Consider the following 19,771-nt stretch of genomic DNA (forward strand, 5'->3'; position numbering starts at 1 on the left):
GAGTGGGTTTATAGAAGCATTGTCCTTTTCCAAAGGGATTCGCAGCATGGATCCGTCCGGTTTTTTATCCAATCCCAGTGCGCGTTTCGGGTGTCGTCAGATGGCGTTTTACAGCAATCAGACGCCCTCTATAAACGAACAGGCGGCCCGCTCATGGATGCTTCAGCAAGATCCCAACGCGTTGATCGCGCAAGCCGCTCCAGGCCATTGGCCGTCCCAAACGCTCGGACGGCCATCGACGCTTGAGGATCTGGCCGGCTTGAACCAGAAAGGCTCAAAAGACGCCTTTGGCCTGGTGGCAACAGGACCCAATACCCCTCCGCATCAAGCGTTTAGATTTCCAGGATCGGCCAGCGCCAACCCGGGGGTTTTTGCGCAAGGCGTGGCGACAATGCAGCAGAGCGGGTCGCAAGTGTTAATGGCGCACGCCCTTGCGGCCGTCAAACGCAAACCTGACAGCCCGCCAAGCAGCGTACTGGAGGCGCCGCCTTTTCAGGCCGGGGGCGCGACGCTGATGCTGAACGGCAAGTTCTCGGGAATCTGGAACCCCATCTTCGAACAGGAAATCGCGCAACAGTATCCCACAGGCGCGGGGCCCAAAGGGCGCACAGGCGCCGAACGGTTCTTGTATCTGTATCAGGGACGGTTGACGCAAATGGCCCAACAACAAGGGATCGCGCCCGAACAAGTCTCTGCGCGGAGCCGCGCTCAGGTTTTTGCGCGACTCCTGCATCAGGTAAACACGCTTTCGACGCCAGATTACAATGCAGTCGCTCCCAATGCCCTTGGGCTGAGCGGACGAATTCAAACCGGACCCGACCCGTCTTTGATTTTAACGGATCATGGCGTTCAGTTAGCCTATCGCGGGGCGCGCGGGCTGTTTCTGGGCAAGCAGCTCGTGGATTCGACGCATTATCAGTATATTTTATGCTCAGAATTGCCCCAGCATTCGCCACCGACGACGCAGTGGGCGGAAATCCCGGTGGGCCACATGGTCGCTATCGCGCCGGACGCCAATGGCATGATTAAGCCGATGATTGAGCCGATGTCCGCCTTACTGGCGTAATAGCAAAAACCGGCTCAGAGCTGTTCGAAAATAGGCGCATACGAAAGCCGCCTCCAGAGTCGAGACTCCAGAGGCGGTTTTAAAATGAACCCTTGGCGGAAGCTATCTTTCCAGGACCTCTCGGTCCAAGTATTGTCGCAGCGTGCGGTCTTTACGGCCGTGTTCGGAATGGGAACGGGTGTTTTCCCGCAGCTAAACCACCAAGGAACTTATCGGGTCGTTCCCTGACGACTGCATAAAATCAGACGTGATTGCTCCGTTACCGGAGTAAAGCTGCCAACGAGCCAAAAGGCAATTATCACTGAATCGAGGGTGAAATTAGGAGAAGCCCTCGTCCGATTAGTACGGCTTGGCTACGCGTGTTACCACGCTTCCACCTGCCGCCTATCAACCTGCTTCTCTTGCAGGGGACTTACCGGATTAACTCCGTGAGAGATCTCATCTTGTGGTGGGCTTCGCACTTAGATGCTTTCAGCGCTTATCCACTCCAGACACAGCTACCCGGCGTTTACCACTGGCGTGATAACCGGTACACTGGCGGTCTGTCCGTCCCGGTCCTCTCGTACTAAGGACGGCTCCACTCAAATCTCTTGCGCGCATGCCGGATATGGACCGAACTGTCTCACGACGTTCTGAACCCAGCTCACGTACCGCTTTAATGGGCGAACAGCCCAACCCTTGGGACGTACTTCCGCCCCAGGATGCGACGAGCCGACATCGAGGTGCCAAACCTCCCCGTCGATGTGGACTCTTGGGGGAGATCAGCCTGTTATCCCTATGGTAACTTTTGTCCGATGAGCCACAGCGCTTCCATTCGCTACTGCAGGATCACTAAGCCCGACTTTCGTCTCTGCTCGACTTGTAGGTCTCGCAGTCAAGCTCCCTTCTGCCTTTACACTCTTCGGCCGATTTCCATACGGCCTGAGGGAACCTTTGGGCGCCTCCGCTACTCTTTAGGAGGCGACCGCCCCAGTCAAACTCCCCGCCTGCCACTGTCCGGTTGCCGGATGTTAGCGGCCAACCGTTAGAAATCCAACTTTGGAAGAGTGGTATCTCAAGGATGGCTCCCCACAGACCGGAATCTGTGGTTCAAAGCCTCCCACCTATCCTGCGCGACCAAAGTCAAATTTCAATAGCAAGTTAGAGTAAAGCTCAATAGGGTCTTTCTGTCCTGGCATGCGTAGGCCGTATCTTCACAGCCATTCCTATTTCGCCGAGTCTCTCTCCGAGACAGCTCCCAGATCGTTACGCCATTCGTGCGGGTCAGAACTTACCTGACAAGGAATTTCGCTACCTTAGGACCGTTATAGTTACGGCCGCCGTTCATCGGGGCTTAGGTTCGAAGCTTCGCGACCGAAGTCGCTAACCTCTCCCCGTAACCTTCCGACACCGGGCAGGCGTCAGCCCCTATACATCGTCTTGCGACTTAGCAGAGACCTGTGTTTTTGGTAAACAGTCGCCTGGGACATTTCACTGCAACCCTATCGCGCTTCGGTCCGCATGGGACTTACACGCTAGCAGGGCGCCTCTTCTCCCGAAGTTACGAGGCTATTTTGCCGAGTTCCTTAGAGAGAGTTATCTCGCGCACCTTGGTATTCTCTACCGACCCACCTGTGGCGGATTACGGTACGGACACGTTATAACCTGGCTTGCGAAGCTTTTCTTGGCAGTGTGGCGTCTATGCCTTCGGGGCCGTAGCCCCTTTCCGTCACGCCTCACGTTCAGCGCTCTTGCGGATTTGCCTACAAGAACTCGCTACACGCTTGGACCGGCACATCCAGTCGCCGGCGCACATAGCCTCCTGCGTCCCTCCGCAGCTCCTAACGGTTATACCGTGGTTCAGGAATATCAACCTGATGTCCATCGACTACGCCTTTCGGCCTCGCCTTAGGATCCGACTAACCCCACGCGGACGAGCCTTCCGTGGGAAACCTTAGGTTCTCGGTGCAAAGGATTCTCACCTTTGTTTTCGCTACTCAAGCCGACATTCTCACTTCCGCTTCGTCCACATGTCCTTATCGGTCATGCTTCAACCTACAACGGAACGCTCCCCTACCCAGCCGCCCTGAACGGACGTCTGCCACAGCTTCGGTAGTATGCTTAAGCCCCGTACATTTTCCGCGCATTGTCCCTTGACCAGTGAGCTATTACGCACTCGTTCGATGGTGGCTGCTTCTAAGCCAACATCCTGGTTGTCTATGGAACAACACCTCGTTAATCACTTAGCATACATTTGGGGACCTTAGCCGATGGTCTGGGCTGTTTCCCTTTTGACCATGGAACTTATCTCCCACAGTCTCACTGCCGGACAGTAACATTACCGGTATTCGGAGTTTGTCTCGATTTGGTACCGCGATTTGCAGCCCGCACCGAATCAGTGCTCTACCCCCGGTAAGATAAATCCGACGCTGTACCTCAATACATTTCGGGGAGAACCAGCTAGCTCCGGGTTCGATTGGCATTTCACCCCTAACCACAACTCATCCAGGAGTTTTTCAACACTCAAAGGTTCGCGCCTCCACGTGATGTTACTCACGCTTCACGCTGGTCATGGTTAGATCACCCGGGTTCGGGTCTAACGCCAGTAACAATAAATCGCCCTGGTTAGGACTCGCTTTCGCTATGGCTCCGGGTATCAACCCCTTAACCTGCTACGGACGTTAACTCGCCGGCTCATTCTTCAACAGGCACGCCATCACCCTATCAATAGGGCTCTGACAGTTTGTAAGCGCACGGTTTCAGGTTCTATTTCACTCAGCTTTCCACTGTTCTTTTCGCCTTTCCGTCACCGTACTGGTTCACTATCGGTTACGAGCAGTATTTAGCCTTACCGGATGGTCCCGGCGGATTCACACGGCATTTCACGTGCGCCGTGCTACTCGGGAAATCCTACAGGAGGCCGTTCGTTTTCGCATACGGGGCTATCACCCTCTATGGCCCAGCTTTCCAGCTGTGTTTCGCTAACTTGGGCTTTGTAACTCCTTGCTGACTTTGCAGCGTCAGCCGTAGGCTCCCACTACACCGACTGCACAACGCCTGCACGCTATGACATGCAATCGGTTTAGGCTGGTCCCCGTTCGCTCGCCGCTACTAGGGGAATCCCTGAGTTGGTCTTTTTTCTTCCGGTTACTAAGATGTTTCAGTTCACCGGCTTGCCTCCGTTACCCTATGTATTCAGATAACGGTCGCCAGACAGCATCTGGCGGGGTTGCCCCATTCGGAATTCCACGGATCAAGGCTTCATTGCAGCTCCCCGTGGCGTATCGCCGCTTTACGCGTCCTTCATCGGCTGCTCGTACCAAGGCATCCACCATGCGCTCTTTGTAGCTTCACCTAGTCACACCTCGATTGTGTCGATACTGACTAAGTTCAACATAGTGATTTATCCTTTTGGTGCGAGATGATTTCGTCGAAATCATTCTACGCATTTCGTCGACAGATCTGCGCCAACTCCGCTTAAAACACGCGTCCTTGTGAGACTTGCGCTTCTAACGAAGTACCGCAGATACGTCTGATCTATGCAGTTGTCAAGGTACGGTTGGCGCCTGCGGCGAAGGTATCACCGTCGGCGGAGTAGTATGATGCCTTAATGCCAGGGGGAAGTCAAGCGGCGCAGGCGTGTAAATTTTTGTTACCAGCGTGGGCGTCTACTGCGCATCATCCCATGGCGGGAAAGGCCGTGGATGCGGCGCGCCATAGAGTTGACGCGCTCGGATATACTCGCCTTGCGATACGGTGATGCTATCGCGAGGCGGCAACTCGCCCGCGGCCATTGCGCGGCGGACCGCCGTCGAATGAATGCCCTCGGCGCTTCGCTGAAACGCGCGCGTCGCGATTGGCACAGGCGCGGCAGCGCCTTTCAGAGAGACCTGCTCGATCGGCGCTTCGCCTTCGCAAACGCCCTGAATAATGAGCGCATGGTCGAGCAGCGCACCCGAAGAGACCCCGCGATGCGACAATTGATCCCCTTCCAGAGCGTCTCGCCCGATCAACAGCGGAAAACGTACGTTTCGAGGCAGCGCCTTCAGCGTGGCGATCAGCGCTGAATCTTGCCCATGTTGATTCTCAGCGTACATGGCGCTGCTGCGACGCAGCAACGACAGCAACACATCCAGCGAAGCGACCGCCATGCGCTTTTCGTCCGAAAGCGCTAATTTCGCCAGAGTCAGACGTTCTTTTCCTGGCAGGAAATCGGGCTTGCCCTGCTTATGCGGAGGACGCCCACCCACCAGAAACGCCACATGCCCGAATCCCGCCTGCGTCATCGCCTCGCGCGCATACGTGACATGAGCGCGGGTCAATGGATTCGCGGATACGTAGTACAGAAGAATGCCGCTGCGATCAATCGCCGATTGCATCCAGCGGCCCAAGGCGGTATCCGGCTTGTCGACGGGCATTACCGGAGATACAGGATCAGCGTCGGCATTGGCGTTGAAAGAATCGCCATGAGGCGTCGACGGGGGCGTCTGGTCTTTGCCAAACGCGACACGGCGCGTCAGCCCTTGTCTTATCGAGAAAGAGGGCGACATGAAAGTTTTTTCCCAGGCTGTCATAGCCAAAGCAAACCCCAGCCCCTCGAATAATTGACCTGATTGTCCCCCGCAGACGGCGCTGTAAGCCAATGGCCCTATGTATTATATCAAGAATCTGACGCCCAGGCCCCCAGCGAATCAGGATCCATCCCCAATTCGCGCAGGATTTCCTCGATTCTGGCCCAGTTTTGAGCGCTTTGCGCCTCGAAGCCGCAGCCGGGATGAAACACCGTGTTTTTGTGGGGAAACGGGTAAGCCCGGCACCCCGTCGGGCGATCTTCATGAACGCCGCAGCGACCGTCCTGCAGAACAAAGCGGCATTTGAAAAACGTCACGTCATCGGGATTTTTCCCCTTGGCGAGCGCTTTTTCGCGCACGCGATCCACAAACGCGTCGGCGATTTCGCGCACGGCGGCTTGAGACGGATACGCCTCAAAGATAGACGCAAAAGCGCGCGCATGCTCAGCATCCGGCGTATCGCCCTGTCCTAAAGCGTGAATCTCCTCGATCGACAGCGATCCCTTGAAGGTCGCAACACGACAACAAATGCCGCGCTGCTTGCAAAGCGTCTGCGGCATCTTGAGCAGACGCTCAACCTCCTGAGCCATTCCCAGAGGCGATTCTGAATCGCTCAAGGCCATAACGGCCCTCCCGCCAGAGAGTGCGCCGATGCGAGCTGGACACAAACGCAATATGCCATGGGCCCGTGCCGAACGCCCCCTACCAGTAGTCTGCGCCGAAGCGCTTCCAGGGACGAATACTCTTTTGCACCATCGCGCGCAGCTCGTCGAGCGTGGTTTCGGGACGCAAGGGATGCGTTTTGCCATCAGGGGACATTTGTTCGATGACGTAGGCGCTGGTTTTCAAGTCGCGAATGGCGCGCTTCTGCTTCTCGCGCTGCAAGAACTGCCAGCCTTCAAAACCACAGCCCGGGGGCATTACGGACCAGCCATGCGCCGGCGCTTCTCGACAACAGCGCGGACGCGTCTCATAAATGCCGCACAAACCTTCCGGCGTAACATAGCGGCAATGATAAAACGTGAGTTTCTTGCCCTGCAGATCGGGATTATGCTCGGCTTCGCGCAACACCTGATCCACCTGATCTGGAACGGCGGCGCGGGCGTCTTCGAGGGTTTCGTAAGGCTGAAAGATACTCAAAAACTCGATGGCTTCGGCCTCTCCGCGCGCGGCCATTTCCTGAAGCTCTTCGTAGGGCGCATACGTGGTAGCGGAGCGACAGCAGCGACCGCATTTATGACAGAAATCCGGCAAATCGGCCCTGGTTTCGTCTTGTGCGCCGGGATCGTCCTGGGTGCCGTAATAGTTCATGTCGTACATGAGCAAGCCGCCTTTTTTATCCGCCTGCGGACGCCTTGCAGGACGTCCATAGAACCGCTGCTGACACTATACGCGATTTTACGATTCCAGCCATCGTCCGACGGTGGGGCAAACCCGTCGCTCCTGACGCCTAGTGACGCAAAGCGTAGAGAATCATCGCATCGCGCCAGCGATCGGGCAGTGCGCGCATCGTGCGCCACAAGAACCCGCCTCGCCCGACGCCATAGCGGGATTTGGGAGAGCGATCCGTTAATGCGCGCAGAATCACGCGGGTGACGACGCTGGGATCGTCGCCCGTTTGACCGGATCGCGCGGCGCGCTCGCCCATTTTAAGAAACAGCGGCGCATACAATTGCTGGATTTCTTGCGGCACTTGGGGGAAAGCTGACGCCGCCTCAGACGTTGTTTTTTGCCACAGGGGCGTGCGGATAGGCCCCGGCTGCAGCACGCTGACTGTCACCCCTTGCGCCAGAAGCTCCATTCGAAGCGAATCGCTCAGCGCCTCCAGCGCGAATTTAGAGCCAGCGTAAGGGCCGACAAACGGAGAAGAGAACAGACCTGAGATGGAACTCATCATGACCACGCGCCCGCGCGCTGTGCGCAGCATCGGCAAGAAGGCCTGAGTAACAGCAATCGGCCCGATTGCATTGACCTGAAACTGATTCAGGAGCGCGGTCATCGACGTTGTTTCCAATGGGCCGACGAGACAGAAACCCGCGTTGTTGATTAACGCATCCAGTCCGCGCGGGCCCTGGTCAGCCTGAAGGCGTTCACGCGCAGCCGTAATCGACGCCGGGTCAGTGACATCAAGGGAGATCGGACGCAGATCGCCTTCTGCCTGGGCCTGCAATGCCTGGGCGTCTTCAGCGCGTCGAACGCCTGCATACGTCGTCATGCCCACACGCGCCAACGTCAGCGCGCAATCGCGTCCGATGCCGGTCGAAGCGCCGGTCACCAGCGCCGATTTGCCGGCGAGCGCGCCAGACGGCATTATCTGGACGAAGGCAAGGCGTCTGCGTTCGCCGCAGCGCTTGCGCGCGCGACGCGCATGGGATTCAGCGTCTTAAGCGCGCCGGAAAGATTGCGCACACGGCGAAATCCGCGCTGACTGAGAATCCGGCATGCGTAATAAGAGCGTTGTCCCGTGGCGCAGTGGACAATGATATCGCGCTCGGCATGCGAGGCCAGCTCCGGCAGCCGATCGCGAACTTGAGACAGGGGAATATTCACCGCGCCGGGCAAGCTGTCTTCGGCAAACTCGTCTTCATCGCGCACATCCATAATCAGCGGCTTTTGAGAGTCTGACGATTCAGAAGCGGCAAGCGCTTCAGGCCAATGCGCCATCGAGACATCGCCCGCCAGAATGTTTTGCGCAATCATGCCCGCCAGATTGACAGGATCCTTGGCCGAGCCAAAGGGCGGCGCGTACGACAGCTCCAGCGCCGCGAGATCATGAACTGTCATGCCCGCTTGCAAAGCCGTGGCAAAGACGTCAATTCGCTTATCGACGCCAGCCGCGCCCACAATTTGCGCGCCCAGCAGGCGACCGTCGCCGGGCGAAAACAGGATTTTCATCGCCATACGGCTGGCATTGGGATAATACCCCGCATGGTGATTGGGGTGCAGGTGAACCGCCCGGTAATCGACGTGCAAGCGTTGAAGCGTCTTTTCGTTCACGCCGGTGCAGCCGGCGGTCAGCGAGAATAAGCGCAGAATCGCAGTCCCCAGCGTTCCCCGATAGACGCTTTGACGCCCGACAATGGTATCGGCCGCAATACGTCCCTGTCGATTCGCAGGCCCCCCGAGGGGAACCAGCGACCATTGACCCGTCACGGGATTTTTAACCTCGATTACGTCGCCCACAGCCCAAATCGACGGATCAGACGTCTGCATGCGTTCATTGACGCGAATACCGCCCAAGTCGCCCAGTTCCAGCCCGGCTTCGCGCGCCAGCGAGGTCTCAGGGCGAACGCCAATGCCAATCACGACAAGATCCGCCGCAACGCGCTCGCCGCTCTTCAGCAGGACGGTAGAAGCTTTTCCGCGCTCGTCGGGCAAAGACGGATCCACGAAGGCCGTCACCGGATCGCCCAGCGACAGCGCGATTTCGTTGCGATCGAGTTCTTCGTGCAACAGCGTGGCCATCTCCAGATCGAGCGGGGCCATCACTTGATCGAGCGCTTCGATTACCGTCACGCGAATACCGCGTTGATCCAACTGCTCCGCCAGTTCCAGCCCGATGAATCCGCCGCCGACGATAACAGCGGTTTCCGGGCGCTCCTCACGAATCCACGCTTCAATCACGTCCATATCGGCAATATTGCGCAGCGTGAAATGACCGGGGCGATCAATACCGGGAATCGGCGGGCGAATTGGCGCGGCGCCCATCGCTAGAATCAGCGCATCGTACGACTCGCGCGTGGCCACATGATTGTGGGAATCCCATACCTCGATTTCACGTCGCTGGCGATCAATCGACTTGACCTCATGATGAATGCGCACATCCAGATTGAGCTTTTCGGCCAGCGTTTGGGGCGATTCGAGCGTAAGGGCGCCATGCTCCTGAATCTCGCGCCCCAGGTAGTAGGGCAATCCGCAGTTGGCAAACGACACATGAGGGCCGCGCTCAAAAATAATGATTTCAGCGTCTTCGTTCAGCCGTCGCAAGCGCGCCGCCGCGCTGACGCCGCCTGCAACGCCGCCCACAATCAGGATTCGTTGAGCTGTGGATGCCATTTATAGAGCCCTCCCGTGTCATGCCAATCTCTAAAAAGATCTCTTGAGAAGATTTCTCTAGAGGATCTCTCTTGCGCTTATCGCAAACGCCCTTCACTATACCCTAAATGGGGAAGTCGCGACGTGCGGTATGCGGACCGATGCGGTTTATGTCTCGCCTCGCGCCGGATACAGCTCAATCCACGCGCGGATGCGGCGTTCAGGGCGCTTTACATCGGGCCAGAGCGTCAGCTCATTGACGCCGGGCGCGCGCAGATCCTCAGGAGCGAGTCGCTTGCCGCTGTGCGGACCACTGGCCACGCCAGCAAGAGAAATTACCTTGCCGTTAAGCGAGACGCGCGGCGCGGCGTCGCCGTCGGCCTCTTCGGCGACGTAATACAAAACGCCTGCGCGCTTTTTGGCGTAGAACGTCACGCGCGCCGGAATCAGCGACGCCCCGCTTCCCACCCGCAAGGGAATCGCGCCAATGGCCGCGCCGCGATAATAATGCTGGAGAATATCGACGAACGTACACCCCTTGGCGCTTAAGGCCCCGGCGCCGTATTGGCTCATGCCCACGCCATGGCCGAATCCCCCTCCATGAACCGTCAGCGCCGCAAGCCGTCCATCGGCGTCTCGTCGCAGGGTGAAGACAATATTGGCGCTGGGCAGCATCCGCCCGCCCACAGCCAGCGCCTTACGGATGACAAATTCCTTGCGCACCGTCCAGACGCCCTGATCGGTAAAAATTTCAAGCGTCATCGCTTTGCCAGAAGCCCCGCGCTGGGTAACGCGCATCTCTTGCAGCGCGCCCACTGCGCGACTCGGCGGCGGCTGAACAAAGGCCCGAGTCAGTTTATCCTGAGCCAGTTCCGGCAGGGTTTTTCGCAGGGTTTGCAGCAGCGTCAGCGCCGTCCACTCGCGTTGCCAGCGATTGTACGAAGACCCTGAATCGTGACTGGGCAGACCGCGAGCGCTCCAGAACGCGCGCGCATTGGCCTCCAGACGCAGATCGCCAAAGCGTTCGGTCATCGTCGCCGAATCCGACACGCTCACCAGATACGGCAAGGGCGTCGCCGGAAAACGCTCCGTGCGCGGCTCTGAGAAGGCGTTCTCATAATTTTCAGACACGCCGCCGTGAGAAGAACTGTACAGGGCGAGAATCGGCTCGCCGTCGTACAGAGCCATTAAACCGCGCGTCTCTTCCAGCGCTTTGGTGGTAGCAGGATGCTCTGTCTGCGCGCCGAAATATACCTGACAATACTGCGAATCGCAGATATCGAACTGCGGCCACGGCTTCTCACGAGGACGAATCGCATAATTACGCGCAGCGACAGCCTGCGCGCGGATGGCTTCCAGCCCGAAGCGCGGCGGCAGCTCGTTGGGAACAACCGCCTTGAGATAGTCCTGAATCGGCAAGATATTGACCACCGTCAGCTTGTTGGGAGCGCTGAACCCGCGCACCAACTCCAGCGATCCGCGGTAGCGCGGCGTCTGACCCCGACGCGTACTCGATGGCAGCAGCATCAGCGATTGCGCATTAACAGGACGAAACAGAACGGGCCCGGCGATTGGCCCAAGGGGCGCGGCTAACCCCGAACGCCGAATCAGAAACCCGCGTTTGGTGACAGTCGCCAGGGCCGTCGCTCCGGCTGGCATCGTGGCAAGGACGCGCCTGGAGGCGACATCCCAGATTACGCAGGGGCCGGTCGCGCCGAGTCGCGCCTGCGGGTATTCGTAATCGCGCATGGCGTCATCGCTGATGCCAACGCGAATCAGGTCGCCGTCCATTATCGCAGCGCCCAGTTGTGCGGCAGCGCCAACAGGCGCAGGCGCAACAGCGGGGATTTTCTGCGCAGGGGCTTGCGCCGCAAAGACAGCCAGCCACACGCCCCCGATTAATAGCATCGCGGCGCGCAGGCGCATCAAAACGGTTGCGGACATAGCGGACTTCCTCTGGCATCTCACAGCGATTCCACTCTAACAAAAAGGCGCGCGCGCCAGAGCAAGCGAACAGCATGGGGGTTTTCTGGCGCGCCTGCGGCGATTACAATGAGAGGCGCGTTCCCCCACAAGCTCAGGAACTCGCAATGACCGGACCCCAGACCCTGTACGAAAAGCTCTGGCGACGACACGTCGTCCATGAAGGCCCGGGCCTGCCCAGCCTGCTGTATATCGATCTCCACCTGATTCACGAAGTCACCTCGCCTCAGGCGTTTCAAGAACTGCGCGATCGCGGCCTGCCCCTGCGACGTCCGGATCGGACTGTGGCGACCATGGATCACAGCATCCCCACCACGCCGCGACGCAGCGACGGCGGCTTGAATTATCACGACGACGCGACGCGTCATCAGGTCGACACCCTGACGCGGAACTGCCGCGAATTTGGCGTCACGCTGTTTGACGTGGATCACGAAAATCAGGGCATCGTCCACGTCATCGGCCCGGAATTAGGCCTGACCCAGCCCGGTATGACCATCGTCTGCGGCGACAGCCATACAGCCACCCATGGCGCGTTCGGCGCGCTGGCCCACGGCATCGGCGGCAGCGAGGTCGCCCACGTAATGGCCACGCAATGCCTGCTGCAAACGCCGTCTCAAACCATGGAAGTTCGCGTCGAGGGCGCGCTTGCGCCCGGCGTCACCGCGAAAGACGTCATTCTGGCGATTATCGCTAAAATCGGCGTCGGCGGCGGTTCGGGGTGCGCCATTGAGTTTACGGGTTCCGCCATTCGCGACCTGTCGATGGAAGGACGCATGACCGTCTGCAATATGGCCATTGAGGCCGGGGCACGCGTCGGCCTGATTGCGCCTGACCAGACGACGTTTGATTATCTGGCCGGGCGCCCGTTTGCGCCCAAAGGCGAGGCCTGGGACAAGGCGCTGGCGGACTGGCGAACGCTGCGAAGCGATGATGGCGCGCGTTATGACCATGTTGTCACGCTGAATGCCGCCGATATTGAGCCGATGATTACCTATGGCGTGCATCCGGGGATGGCTCTGGGCGTGTCGGCGAGAATTCCGTCGCCGGAAGCCATGCAAACGCCCGAGCAGCGTCAGGAACTCGAAGACGCGCTCGGCTATATGGGGCTGACGCCCGGACAGCCGTTGGCGGGCGTTGCGATTGACGTCGCCTTTATCGGCAGTTGTACGAATTCCCGGCTCGAAGATTTACGCGCGGCGGCAGCGGTATTGCGAGGCCGTCATATCGCGTCGGGCTTGCGCGCGCTGGTCACGCCGGGTTCTCAGCGGGTCAAACGCGCCGCTGAGGCCGAAGGGCTGCATCGCGTATTTCTCGAAGCCGGCTGCGAATGGCGCGAGCCCGGATGCAGCATGTGCATTGCCATGAATGGGGACAAACTGGAGCCGGGGCAGGCCTGCGCCAGCACCAGCAATCGCAACTTCAAGGGACGGCAAGGTCCCGGCGGACGCACGTTCTTATTGAGCCCGCCGATGGCCGCCGCCGCCGCCGTAGCAGGGAAACTCGTCGACGTTCGTCAGCACAGCGCCCTATCGGGGGGAGGGTCTTCCGTATGATGCAGCCTTTTACGCGACTTGTCGCAACAGCGACGCCCTTACGACAAGAGAATGTCGATACGGATCAGGTGATTCCCGCGCGGTTTCTGACCGGAACGGTCAAAACCGGCCTCGGCTCGCATTTGTTTAACGACTGGCGTTATCGCGGCGACGGATCGCCGGATCCGTGCTTTGTGCTCAACGATCCCCGGTTTGAAGGCGCGCGCATTCTGATTGCCGGGCGCAACTTCGGCTGCGGCAGTTCACGCGAGCATGCGCCGTGGGCGCTGACGGATTACGGCTTTCGCGCGATTATTGCCCCCTCGTTTGCGGATATCTTCTGCAACAACGCGCTGAAAAACAGCCTGCTACCCGTTGCGCTCCCGTCACAGACGGTTTCGGATCTGATGGGGCGCGTGGAAGCCGACCCGCGTCTGGAAATTGTCATTGATCTGGCCTCTCAAACCGTCACGGTGGACGACGGGGCGGCGCTTTCGTTTGAAATCGATCCCTTCCGCAAGCAATGCCTGCTCGAAGGGCTTGACGATATTGGGTACGCGTTGAAGCGCCAAGCGTCTATCGCCGCTTACGAGCAAACGGCCTCGCCATCGGCCCTGTCTTACGCCTGAAGGCAATCTCCTGAGTCTGACGGAGGCGCCCGGCGCCGGCGGAATGTTTTGCTGGAGATAAGCCCAGGACAACGCGCGCGCGTGCCGGAGAAATTAACTCCAGCGGGGCGCTCACGCGTTTAAAGATAGTCCTGGAAAGACACCGGGAGCTGCGCGTTTTTTCTATGACGGAGTTTTTAATGGGAATCGCCGCTATCAGCGGGGTCGCGCTCACGGCGGCCTGGATTAGACGACGCGCCCAACGCTTGCTGGGAGAGAAGGAATCGCTGATTAGCTCCTGGCGCTTTGTGGAATCTGTCATCGTGAAACGCAACGCCATCTTACCCGATTTGATTCAGGCCATTGAAGAAAAGCTACCGGCGGAACGCGAGCGTCTGTCAGAGCTGTCCACCTGGCGAGACGACTCGGAACGGCAATTGCTCGAAGGCGATATCAAGCGCCTGTCGGATACGGAAAAGGCTATTCTGGAAAATGTCCGCGAAATTAAGCGCCTGATTGAATCTTCGAAAGAATTATCCGCCGATCCCGAGCTCAGTCCGATTGCCAACCAGATGGCCGAAATGGAAGAGCGCTTGCGGGCCCAGCGCGAGCAATACAATATCGCTGTCAACCGCTTTAACCAGACGTTAAGGCGATTTCCAAACGGAGCCGTTGCCTCGTTCTTACGCCTGAAGGAGCGCGAATATCTTGAAGCGCGCCGCTACAGCCGCTAAAAAATCCTTCTGGGGGATACTTCCGCGCGTCATCGGGCTGGCTGCGCTGACGCTGCTGATCGTCGCCATCGCGCTGGCGGTGTGGTTCTATTCGCCATGGCGATCGGGCAACGGCGACCAGCGACCCTCCCAAACGCAATTCGTATTTGACGACGCCAACGTCTTGCCGAGCCACTCTGAATTTCGAATCAATGCGGCCTTGCTCGATGCGCACAAGCAAATGCGGCTGGATCTGGTGATTATTACGCTGGCGAAAGCGCCCAAAGAACCGCTTTCCGAATGGGCCCAGCGTCGCGCCGAGCAGTGGGAGCTTGGACGCGCTTCCGGCGGACGGCGCGCGATGCTGTTGGCGATTGCGCCTTCGGCGCATCAGGCGTCCCTTTACGTAGGCGAAGCATTGGTGCGAATTTATCCGCCGGAATTTATCACGTTTATCAACCGGCAGCAGTTTCGGACGTATTTCCGCCCGGATCGCCTGCCGCTCGGCATTGAGAGGACAGCCGCCCTGCTCACGCGTCGCGCGCGCGCGCGCCAATTGCTGTTCACGGACACGCCTGTCAACGGTGAGAGCACCGTCGCAAACGCGCTCCCGCCCATGGAATCGTTGCCAGCCATCTCCAATGCGGCCTCGCCGCTGAGCGTCAAGACAAGCGCACTCTCTGCGCTGCCGTCCGAAGAGCCCGATGCGAAGGCTTATGATGCGCAACCCACGCCCAAAGAGGCCTGGCAAACGTTCCTTCAGGCATGCCGCTGGCAGCAGGAGCCCCCATTAGGCATTTACGACGCCTCGGCGAACCGGCTTCTTAAAAACCAGCCGCCGGAACAATTCTCCCGGCTGTATCAGCGCTATCAGGACAAGCGTCCCCTCATCCGCCAGGACGGCAATCGCGCTGTCGCGGTTTTCCCCAACGACCCCAATCGCACGCTGGCGCCCGTCTTCTTTCGTAAAACACGCGTCGGCTGGCAGCTCGACGGCAGTATGCTGATGGGCGCAATTGACTACAACGAGCGCGGGCAATGGCGCTTTATCAGCCCGCGTCAGACTTACGCGTTTGCTTTTAAAGATTTCGCAATCGATCGCTTTGGCTACGCGACTTACGCGCCGCGAAAAATAAACGATGATAGTGTGAGCGGGCCGCGTTAGCCGACCGCGCAGACCGTCCGGGCAGCCGAGGCCGCCTTCGGGGATTTCAACTGCGCAATGAGTTCCGGCAGGACGTGATAAAGATCGCCCACGATGCCGTGATGAGCAAACGTGAAGATGGGCGCGTCGGGATCTTTGTTGATGGCCACAATGAGGCCTGATTTCTGCATGCCCACGCGGTGTTGAATGGCGCCCGAGATACCGCAGGCGAAATAGACTTTGGGGCGCACGGTTTTGCCGGTTTGACCGACCTGATTCTGATAGGGAATCCACCCGGCGTCAACCGCCTTGCGCGAGGCGGCCACGCAGGCGTTCTCGAAGCAATCGGCCAATTGTTGCAGGAGTTTAAAGCCTTCAGCGGAATTCAGACCATAGCCGCCCGCTACAATTACGTCGGCTTCGGTGAGATTCACGCTTTTGTTGACTTCGCGCACGATCTCAAGAATTTCCACGCGCCGATCGGCGTCATCCAGCGCGACCGGCACGGCCATAACCTCACCCGAGCGCTGCGTGTCAGCCGGCAGGGGAATCATCACGCCGGGGCGGGCAGTGGCCATTTGCGGGTTGTTCCATGGCCCGAGAATCCGCGCCTTGAGGCTTTCGCCAAAACTGGGGCGAATCGCGTATAAACACCCCGGATAATGTCCGACCTTGGCCGGATCCGCCTTATTGGTATGCTCGTAAGGGCCGATATCCAGCTCCACGCAGTCGGCGGTCAGGCCGGTCTTGAGCGCAGCGGCGATGCGCGGCGCCAGATCGCGACCGGTGGTCGTCGACCCCAGCAGGATGATATGCGGCGGCAATTCCCAAGACTGCACGGTATCGACGATCACGCGCTTATAGGGCAAGCTGCGGTAGTCTTTGAGTTCAGGGTGATCCGCAACATACACGCGGTCAGCGCCATGGGCAATCAGCAATTGCGGCGCGTCACCCAACTGATGCCCCAGCAGGAAGCACGACAGGCGCCCGGATAATTTGTTGGCCAGATCGCGACCCGCGCCCAGCAGTTCCAGCGTCACGGGCTGAATTTCGCCATCCACCTGTTCGGCGACGATAACGACTTCTTTATTGCTTGGCGTAATGATTTCCGCTAACGGCTCAGGCGGATTGGCTGGCGCAGACTCGGTCATGGGCGGTAAACTCCAGGATATGGGTCGACTGCAAAACGTCTTCCACCATACGGGCCACGGGCTGGCCCTGGTGAATCACGCAACTGCCGCCGATTTCCGATACTTTTTCGGTTTTGGCGACAATGGTCGGCGAGCCTTTCAGGCCGCATTCGGCGGGATCGGCGTGAACATCGTCCAGGCTCAGCGTCAGAATCGTCTGCGCGCGCTCGGCCTCATCGCGCTGCAAGCGCTGCACGCGTTTGACGCCGCCAATGGTTTTGTATTTAAGCGGCTCGTAGGCGTTGGCAATGGTCATCAGGCCGGGAAGGCGCATTTTGACCCATTGATAGCCGCCCTCGATAACGCGGCGAGCCACGACAGCGCCGTCTTCCAGCCGAAAATCTTCGCAGTAGCTGACTTGCGGCAGGTTGTCGCGCTCAGCGATTTCAGGACCGACCTGCGCGGTATCGCCATCGGTGGTTTGCAGCCCGCAGAAGACCAAATCAAACGGCCCCAGATGTTGAACCGTTTTCCAGAGGGCGTAAGAGGTCGCCCAGGTATCCGACGCGGCCAGACGCCGATCGGTGAGCAGAGCGCAGCGATCCACGCCGTGGGCGAGCGCCTCGTAGAGGATTTCGACCGCGGGAGGAGGCCCCATGGTAATGGCCGTGACGCTTGCGCCATGGCGAGCTTTCATATTAAGGGCGGCCTGTAGCGCATAGCGATCAAAAGGATTCAGCATGCGCTTGGCTTTGGCTCGATCGATGGTCCCATCCGGGTTAATCCCGGCCTTGGCGGATTGATCGGGCACTTGTTTTATTAAAACGCAGACGTTGAGCGGCGTGTGAGTCATTGCGGAGCCCTGTCCGATAACCTAATAGCGTGGCCTCTCAGTACACCAGAAGGGCGCCCGCGATGCAAGAGGCGTTGCCAAGGAGACAAAGCGGCAATGAGGACGCGCGGCGAGAACGATTTGCAAGCGCCCGCCTGCAAACGCGCCCCTACTGAGAAGGCTCTGTCGAAACAATCGCGCGCACATTGCGCTGAAGCGCCGCCAGACCGGTGCGCTTGATAGGACTGTGACGATAGCGCTCGGCGAAGACCTCGGGCGTCAGGGCCAACAGCTCGTCGGCCTGAGGCGCGACATTCCACGGTCGCGGCAGAAAGGCGGGTTCAATATCAGGGGCGCAAGCGGAGCCGGAAGCGGCAATCTTTTCGGCCCGCGCGTTCCAGGGACACACCTCCTGACAAATATCGCAACCGAAGGCCCAACCCTCCAGACGCGCGGCAATCCCGGGCGCAATGACCTCTCCCTGATGCTCAATCGTCCAGTACGCAATGCAGCGATTGGCGTCTACCACCTCAGGAGCAACAATCGCCTGCGTCGGGCAGGCGTCAAGACAGCGCGTACAACGCCCGCAATGGTTCGGGGTCGGCGCCGCCTCGTCGCCAGACAGGTCCAGATTTAAGAACAACTCGCCAATAAAGCAGTAAGAACCCAGATCCGGATGAATCACCAGGCCGTTTTTTCCTAACCAGCCCAGTCCGGCGCGAACCGCCAGCGCTTTTTCAAGCACCGGAGCGCTATCGGTGAAGGCGCGCCCCTCGGCCTTCGGTTCCCATTGCTGGATTGCCTTGAGAAGCTCTTTGAGTCGGCGCTTGATCACCCGATGATAATCGTCGCCGCGCGCGTAGCGGGCAATTTTGAGGGCGCCCGGCCCCGGCGCGTCGTCCGGTCGAGGGGCGTAGGACATCAACGCCACGATAATGGATTGCGCTTGCGGCATCAGCGCGCGCGGGTCCATGCGTTTGTCCAGATAGCGCGCCATCCAGGCCATGTCCGCGTGATAGCCCCTATCGAGCCATTGGCGCAACAGGGCGCCTTCAGCCGTCAACGCCTGCGGTGATACGACGCCGACGGCCTGAAATCCCAGTTCCAGCGCCTTGCGCTTAATCTTATCGAGCAGATCGCTAGGTGGCGGCCTGTCTTCGGCCATAGCGGGTAATCCTTCGGCAAACGCCTCGCATCGGCATTATACGGCTGAGCGCAAGCACCGCGCCCGTGTCACCCGGAGGGGATCTCGGCGGCCCTGTTAAAAACAGCGCCCCGAGTCAGTCAAGAACCCGGGACGCTGTTGGGACATGGACAATTTGATAGAGACGTTTTGACGCTCAAACAGAGCGTGTAGAAGCCGAAGCGACGGCTAGACGGCGGCGGGCAAGGGCGCAGCCGCTTCCACCAAGCCGTGCTTGATGGCGTACAGCACCGCTTGCGTGCGGTCGTTGACCTGAAGCTTCTGGAAAATATTGTTGACGTGCGTCTTGACGGTCGTTTCGCTGATCACCAGCTTGTCCGCCACGCCTTTATAGGTGATTCCCTCGGTGAGCAGGCGCAGAACCTCTTTCTCACGCGAGGTGAGATAGCTGAGCAGGGCTTGCTTGGTGGGGTCGGGGCGGCTGTTCTTGGCGATTTTCACGTGGAATTCGTCGAAGAACTTGGTGGCCAGCGACGGCGGCAGGTAGACCTTACCGGCAATCACTTCTTCAATGGCGCTAATGAGTTGTGAGGTGACCATTGTTTTGAGGATATAACCGCGAGCGCCGGCTTTCATGGCGCGAAAGATCAGATCAGGCTCGTCGTAGCCGGTCAAGGCGAGGATTTTAATTTCCTCGTTCTTGGCCACGACTTGTTGAATCGCCGATACGCCGTCCAGCTCGGGCATGTTCATGTCCATCAGGACGATATCGACGTCCAGCGACTCGAGGCGCCGAATGGCGTCTTCGCCGTTGGTGGAAATGCCCACCACGTTGTAACCGGACTGAAGCTCTAACAGTTGCTTGATGCCGGTGCTGTGGTTGGCGTTATCATCCACCACGAAAATCCGAAGTTCAGAAGTACTCATACGTCTCATCGCTACAAACGGCCTCCATCATCATGCCCACCACGGGTCGGCGGTGGTAACTCTCTGTCCCTGAAACACGGCTGTTGACGCGCAAACGCCTCGTTGTC

15 protein-coding genes and 2 rRNA genes are annotated in these 19,771 nt (G+C 59.0%); 5 read left to right on the forward strand and 12 right to left on the reverse strand.

All coding sequences use genetic code 11. The features are described from left to right. Nucleotides 1-46: 46 nt before the first annotated feature. The gene (locus tag IPK79_12170; protein ID MBK8191192.1) at nucleotides 47-1,066 is read left to right on the forward strand and encodes a hypothetical protein; all 1,020 of its coding nucleotides are present in this window, start codon (nucleotides 47-49) and stop codon (nucleotides 1,064-1,066) included. Nucleotides 1,067-1,155: 89 nt separating this feature from the next. Here IPK79_12170 and rrf read toward each other — a convergent pair. The 8 genes from rrf to IPK79_12210 all read right to left on the reverse strand — a co-directional run bounded on the left by rrf (nucleotide 1,156) and on the right by IPK79_12210 (nucleotide 11,595). Then, nucleotides 1,156-1,272: ribosomal RNA gene (gene rrf, locus IPK79_12175) — 5S ribosomal RNA — on the reverse strand. Nucleotides 1,273-1,385: 113 nt separating this feature from the next. Continuing rightward, nucleotides 1,386-4,400, reverse strand: a 23S ribosomal RNA gene (locus IPK79_12180). Between the two features lie 313 nt (nucleotides 4,401-4,713). Continuing rightward, complete coding sequence (locus IPK79_12185) at nucleotides 4,714-5,595, reverse strand: hypothetical protein (protein MBK8191193.1); 882 nt, start codon at nucleotides 5,593-5,595, stop codon at nucleotides 4,714-4,716. Between the two features lie 110 nt (nucleotides 5,596-5,705). Then, the gene (locus IPK79_12190) at nucleotides 5,706-6,239 is read right to left on the reverse strand and encodes a YkgJ family cysteine cluster protein (GenBank protein ID MBK8191194.1); all 534 of its coding nucleotides are present in this window, start codon (nucleotides 6,237-6,239) and stop codon (nucleotides 5,706-5,708) included. A gap of 79 nt (nucleotides 6,240-6,318) precedes the next feature. Next, a complete protein-coding gene (locus IPK79_12195; GenBank protein MBK8191195.1) occupies nucleotides 6,319-6,936 on the reverse strand; it encodes a YkgJ family cysteine cluster protein in 618 nt (205 codons plus the stop codon). A 130-nt stretch (nucleotides 6,937-7,066) separates the two neighbouring features. Continuing rightward, on the reverse strand, nucleotides 7,067-7,927 hold the full coding sequence (locus IPK79_12200; protein MBK8191196.1) for an SDR family oxidoreductase: 861 nt from the start codon (nucleotides 7,925-7,927) through the stop codon (nucleotides 7,067-7,069). Next, nucleotides 7,927-9,672, reverse strand: coding sequence for an FAD-dependent oxidoreductase (locus IPK79_12205; GenBank protein ID MBK8191197.1), 1,746 nt, complete (start codon nucleotides 9,670-9,672; stop codon nucleotides 7,927-7,929). Before IPK79_12205 ends, IPK79_12200 begins: the two co-directional genes overlap by 1 nt. A gap of 147 nt (nucleotides 9,673-9,819) precedes the next feature. Next, on the reverse strand, nucleotides 9,820-11,595 hold the full coding sequence (locus IPK79_12210) for a SpoIID/LytB domain-containing protein (protein ID MBK8191198.1): 1,776 nt from the start codon (nucleotides 11,593-11,595) through the stop codon (nucleotides 9,820-9,822). Between the two features lie 146 nt (nucleotides 11,596-11,741). Here IPK79_12210 and leuC point away from each other — a divergent pair, with 146 nt between their 5' ends. From leuC to IPK79_12230, 4 genes are all read left to right on the forward strand, one after another. Then, nucleotides 11,742-13,187, forward strand: coding sequence for a 3-isopropylmalate dehydratase large subunit (gene leuC, locus IPK79_12215; protein MBK8191199.1), 1,446 nt, complete (start codon nucleotides 11,742-11,744; stop codon nucleotides 13,185-13,187). Next, on the forward strand, nucleotides 13,187-13,795 hold the full coding sequence (gene leuD / locus IPK79_12220) for a 3-isopropylmalate dehydratase small subunit (GenBank protein ID MBK8191200.1): 609 nt from the start codon (nucleotides 13,187-13,189) through the stop codon (nucleotides 13,793-13,795). The genes leuC and leuD overlap by 1 nt, the downstream gene beginning before the upstream one ends. Before the next feature lie 164 nt (nucleotides 13,796-13,959). Further along, nucleotides 13,960-14,508: a LemA family protein gene (locus tag IPK79_12225; protein MBK8191201.1), complete on the forward strand. Its 549-nt coding sequence runs from the start codon at nucleotides 13,960-13,962 to the stop codon at nucleotides 14,506-14,508. Continuing rightward, entirely contained in the window at nucleotides 14,483-15,652 is a 1,170-nt protein-coding gene (locus IPK79_12230; GenBank protein ID MBK8191202.1) for a TPM domain-containing protein, read from the forward strand. Before IPK79_12225 ends, IPK79_12230 begins: the two co-directional genes overlap by 26 nt. Here IPK79_12230 and IPK79_12235 read toward each other — a convergent pair. The 4 genes from IPK79_12235 to IPK79_12250 form a co-directional block, all read right to left on the reverse strand. Continuing rightward, a complete protein-coding gene (locus tag IPK79_12235) occupies nucleotides 15,649-16,782 on the reverse strand; it encodes an electron transfer flavoprotein subunit alpha/FixB family protein (protein ID MBK8191203.1) in 1,134 nt (377 codons plus the stop codon). The genes IPK79_12230 and IPK79_12235 overlap by 4 nt on opposite strands. Next, complete coding sequence (locus IPK79_12240; GenBank protein ID MBK8191204.1) at nucleotides 16,751-17,614, reverse strand: electron transfer flavoprotein subunit beta/FixA family protein; 864 nt, start codon at nucleotides 17,612-17,614, stop codon at nucleotides 16,751-16,753. Before IPK79_12240 ends, IPK79_12235 begins: the two co-directional genes overlap by 32 nt. Nucleotides 17,615-17,762: 148 nt before the next feature. Further along, the gene (queG, locus tag IPK79_12245; GenBank protein MBK8191205.1) at nucleotides 17,763-18,758 is read right to left on the reverse strand and encodes a tRNA epoxyqueuosine(34) reductase QueG; all 996 of its coding nucleotides are present in this window, start codon (nucleotides 18,756-18,758) and stop codon (nucleotides 17,763-17,765) included. 207 nt (nucleotides 18,759-18,965) lie between these two features. Further along, the gene (locus IPK79_12250) at nucleotides 18,966-19,664 is read right to left on the reverse strand and encodes a response regulator transcription factor (GenBank protein ID MBK8191206.1); all 699 of its coding nucleotides are present in this window, start codon (nucleotides 19,662-19,664) and stop codon (nucleotides 18,966-18,968) included. Nucleotides 19,665-19,771 lie beyond the last annotated feature (107 nt).

It is taken from the genome of Vampirovibrionales bacterium, assembly GCA_016712355.1.
GTDB lineage: Bacteria > Cyanobacteriota > Vampirovibrionia > Vampirovibrionales > Vampirovibrionaceae > JADJRF01.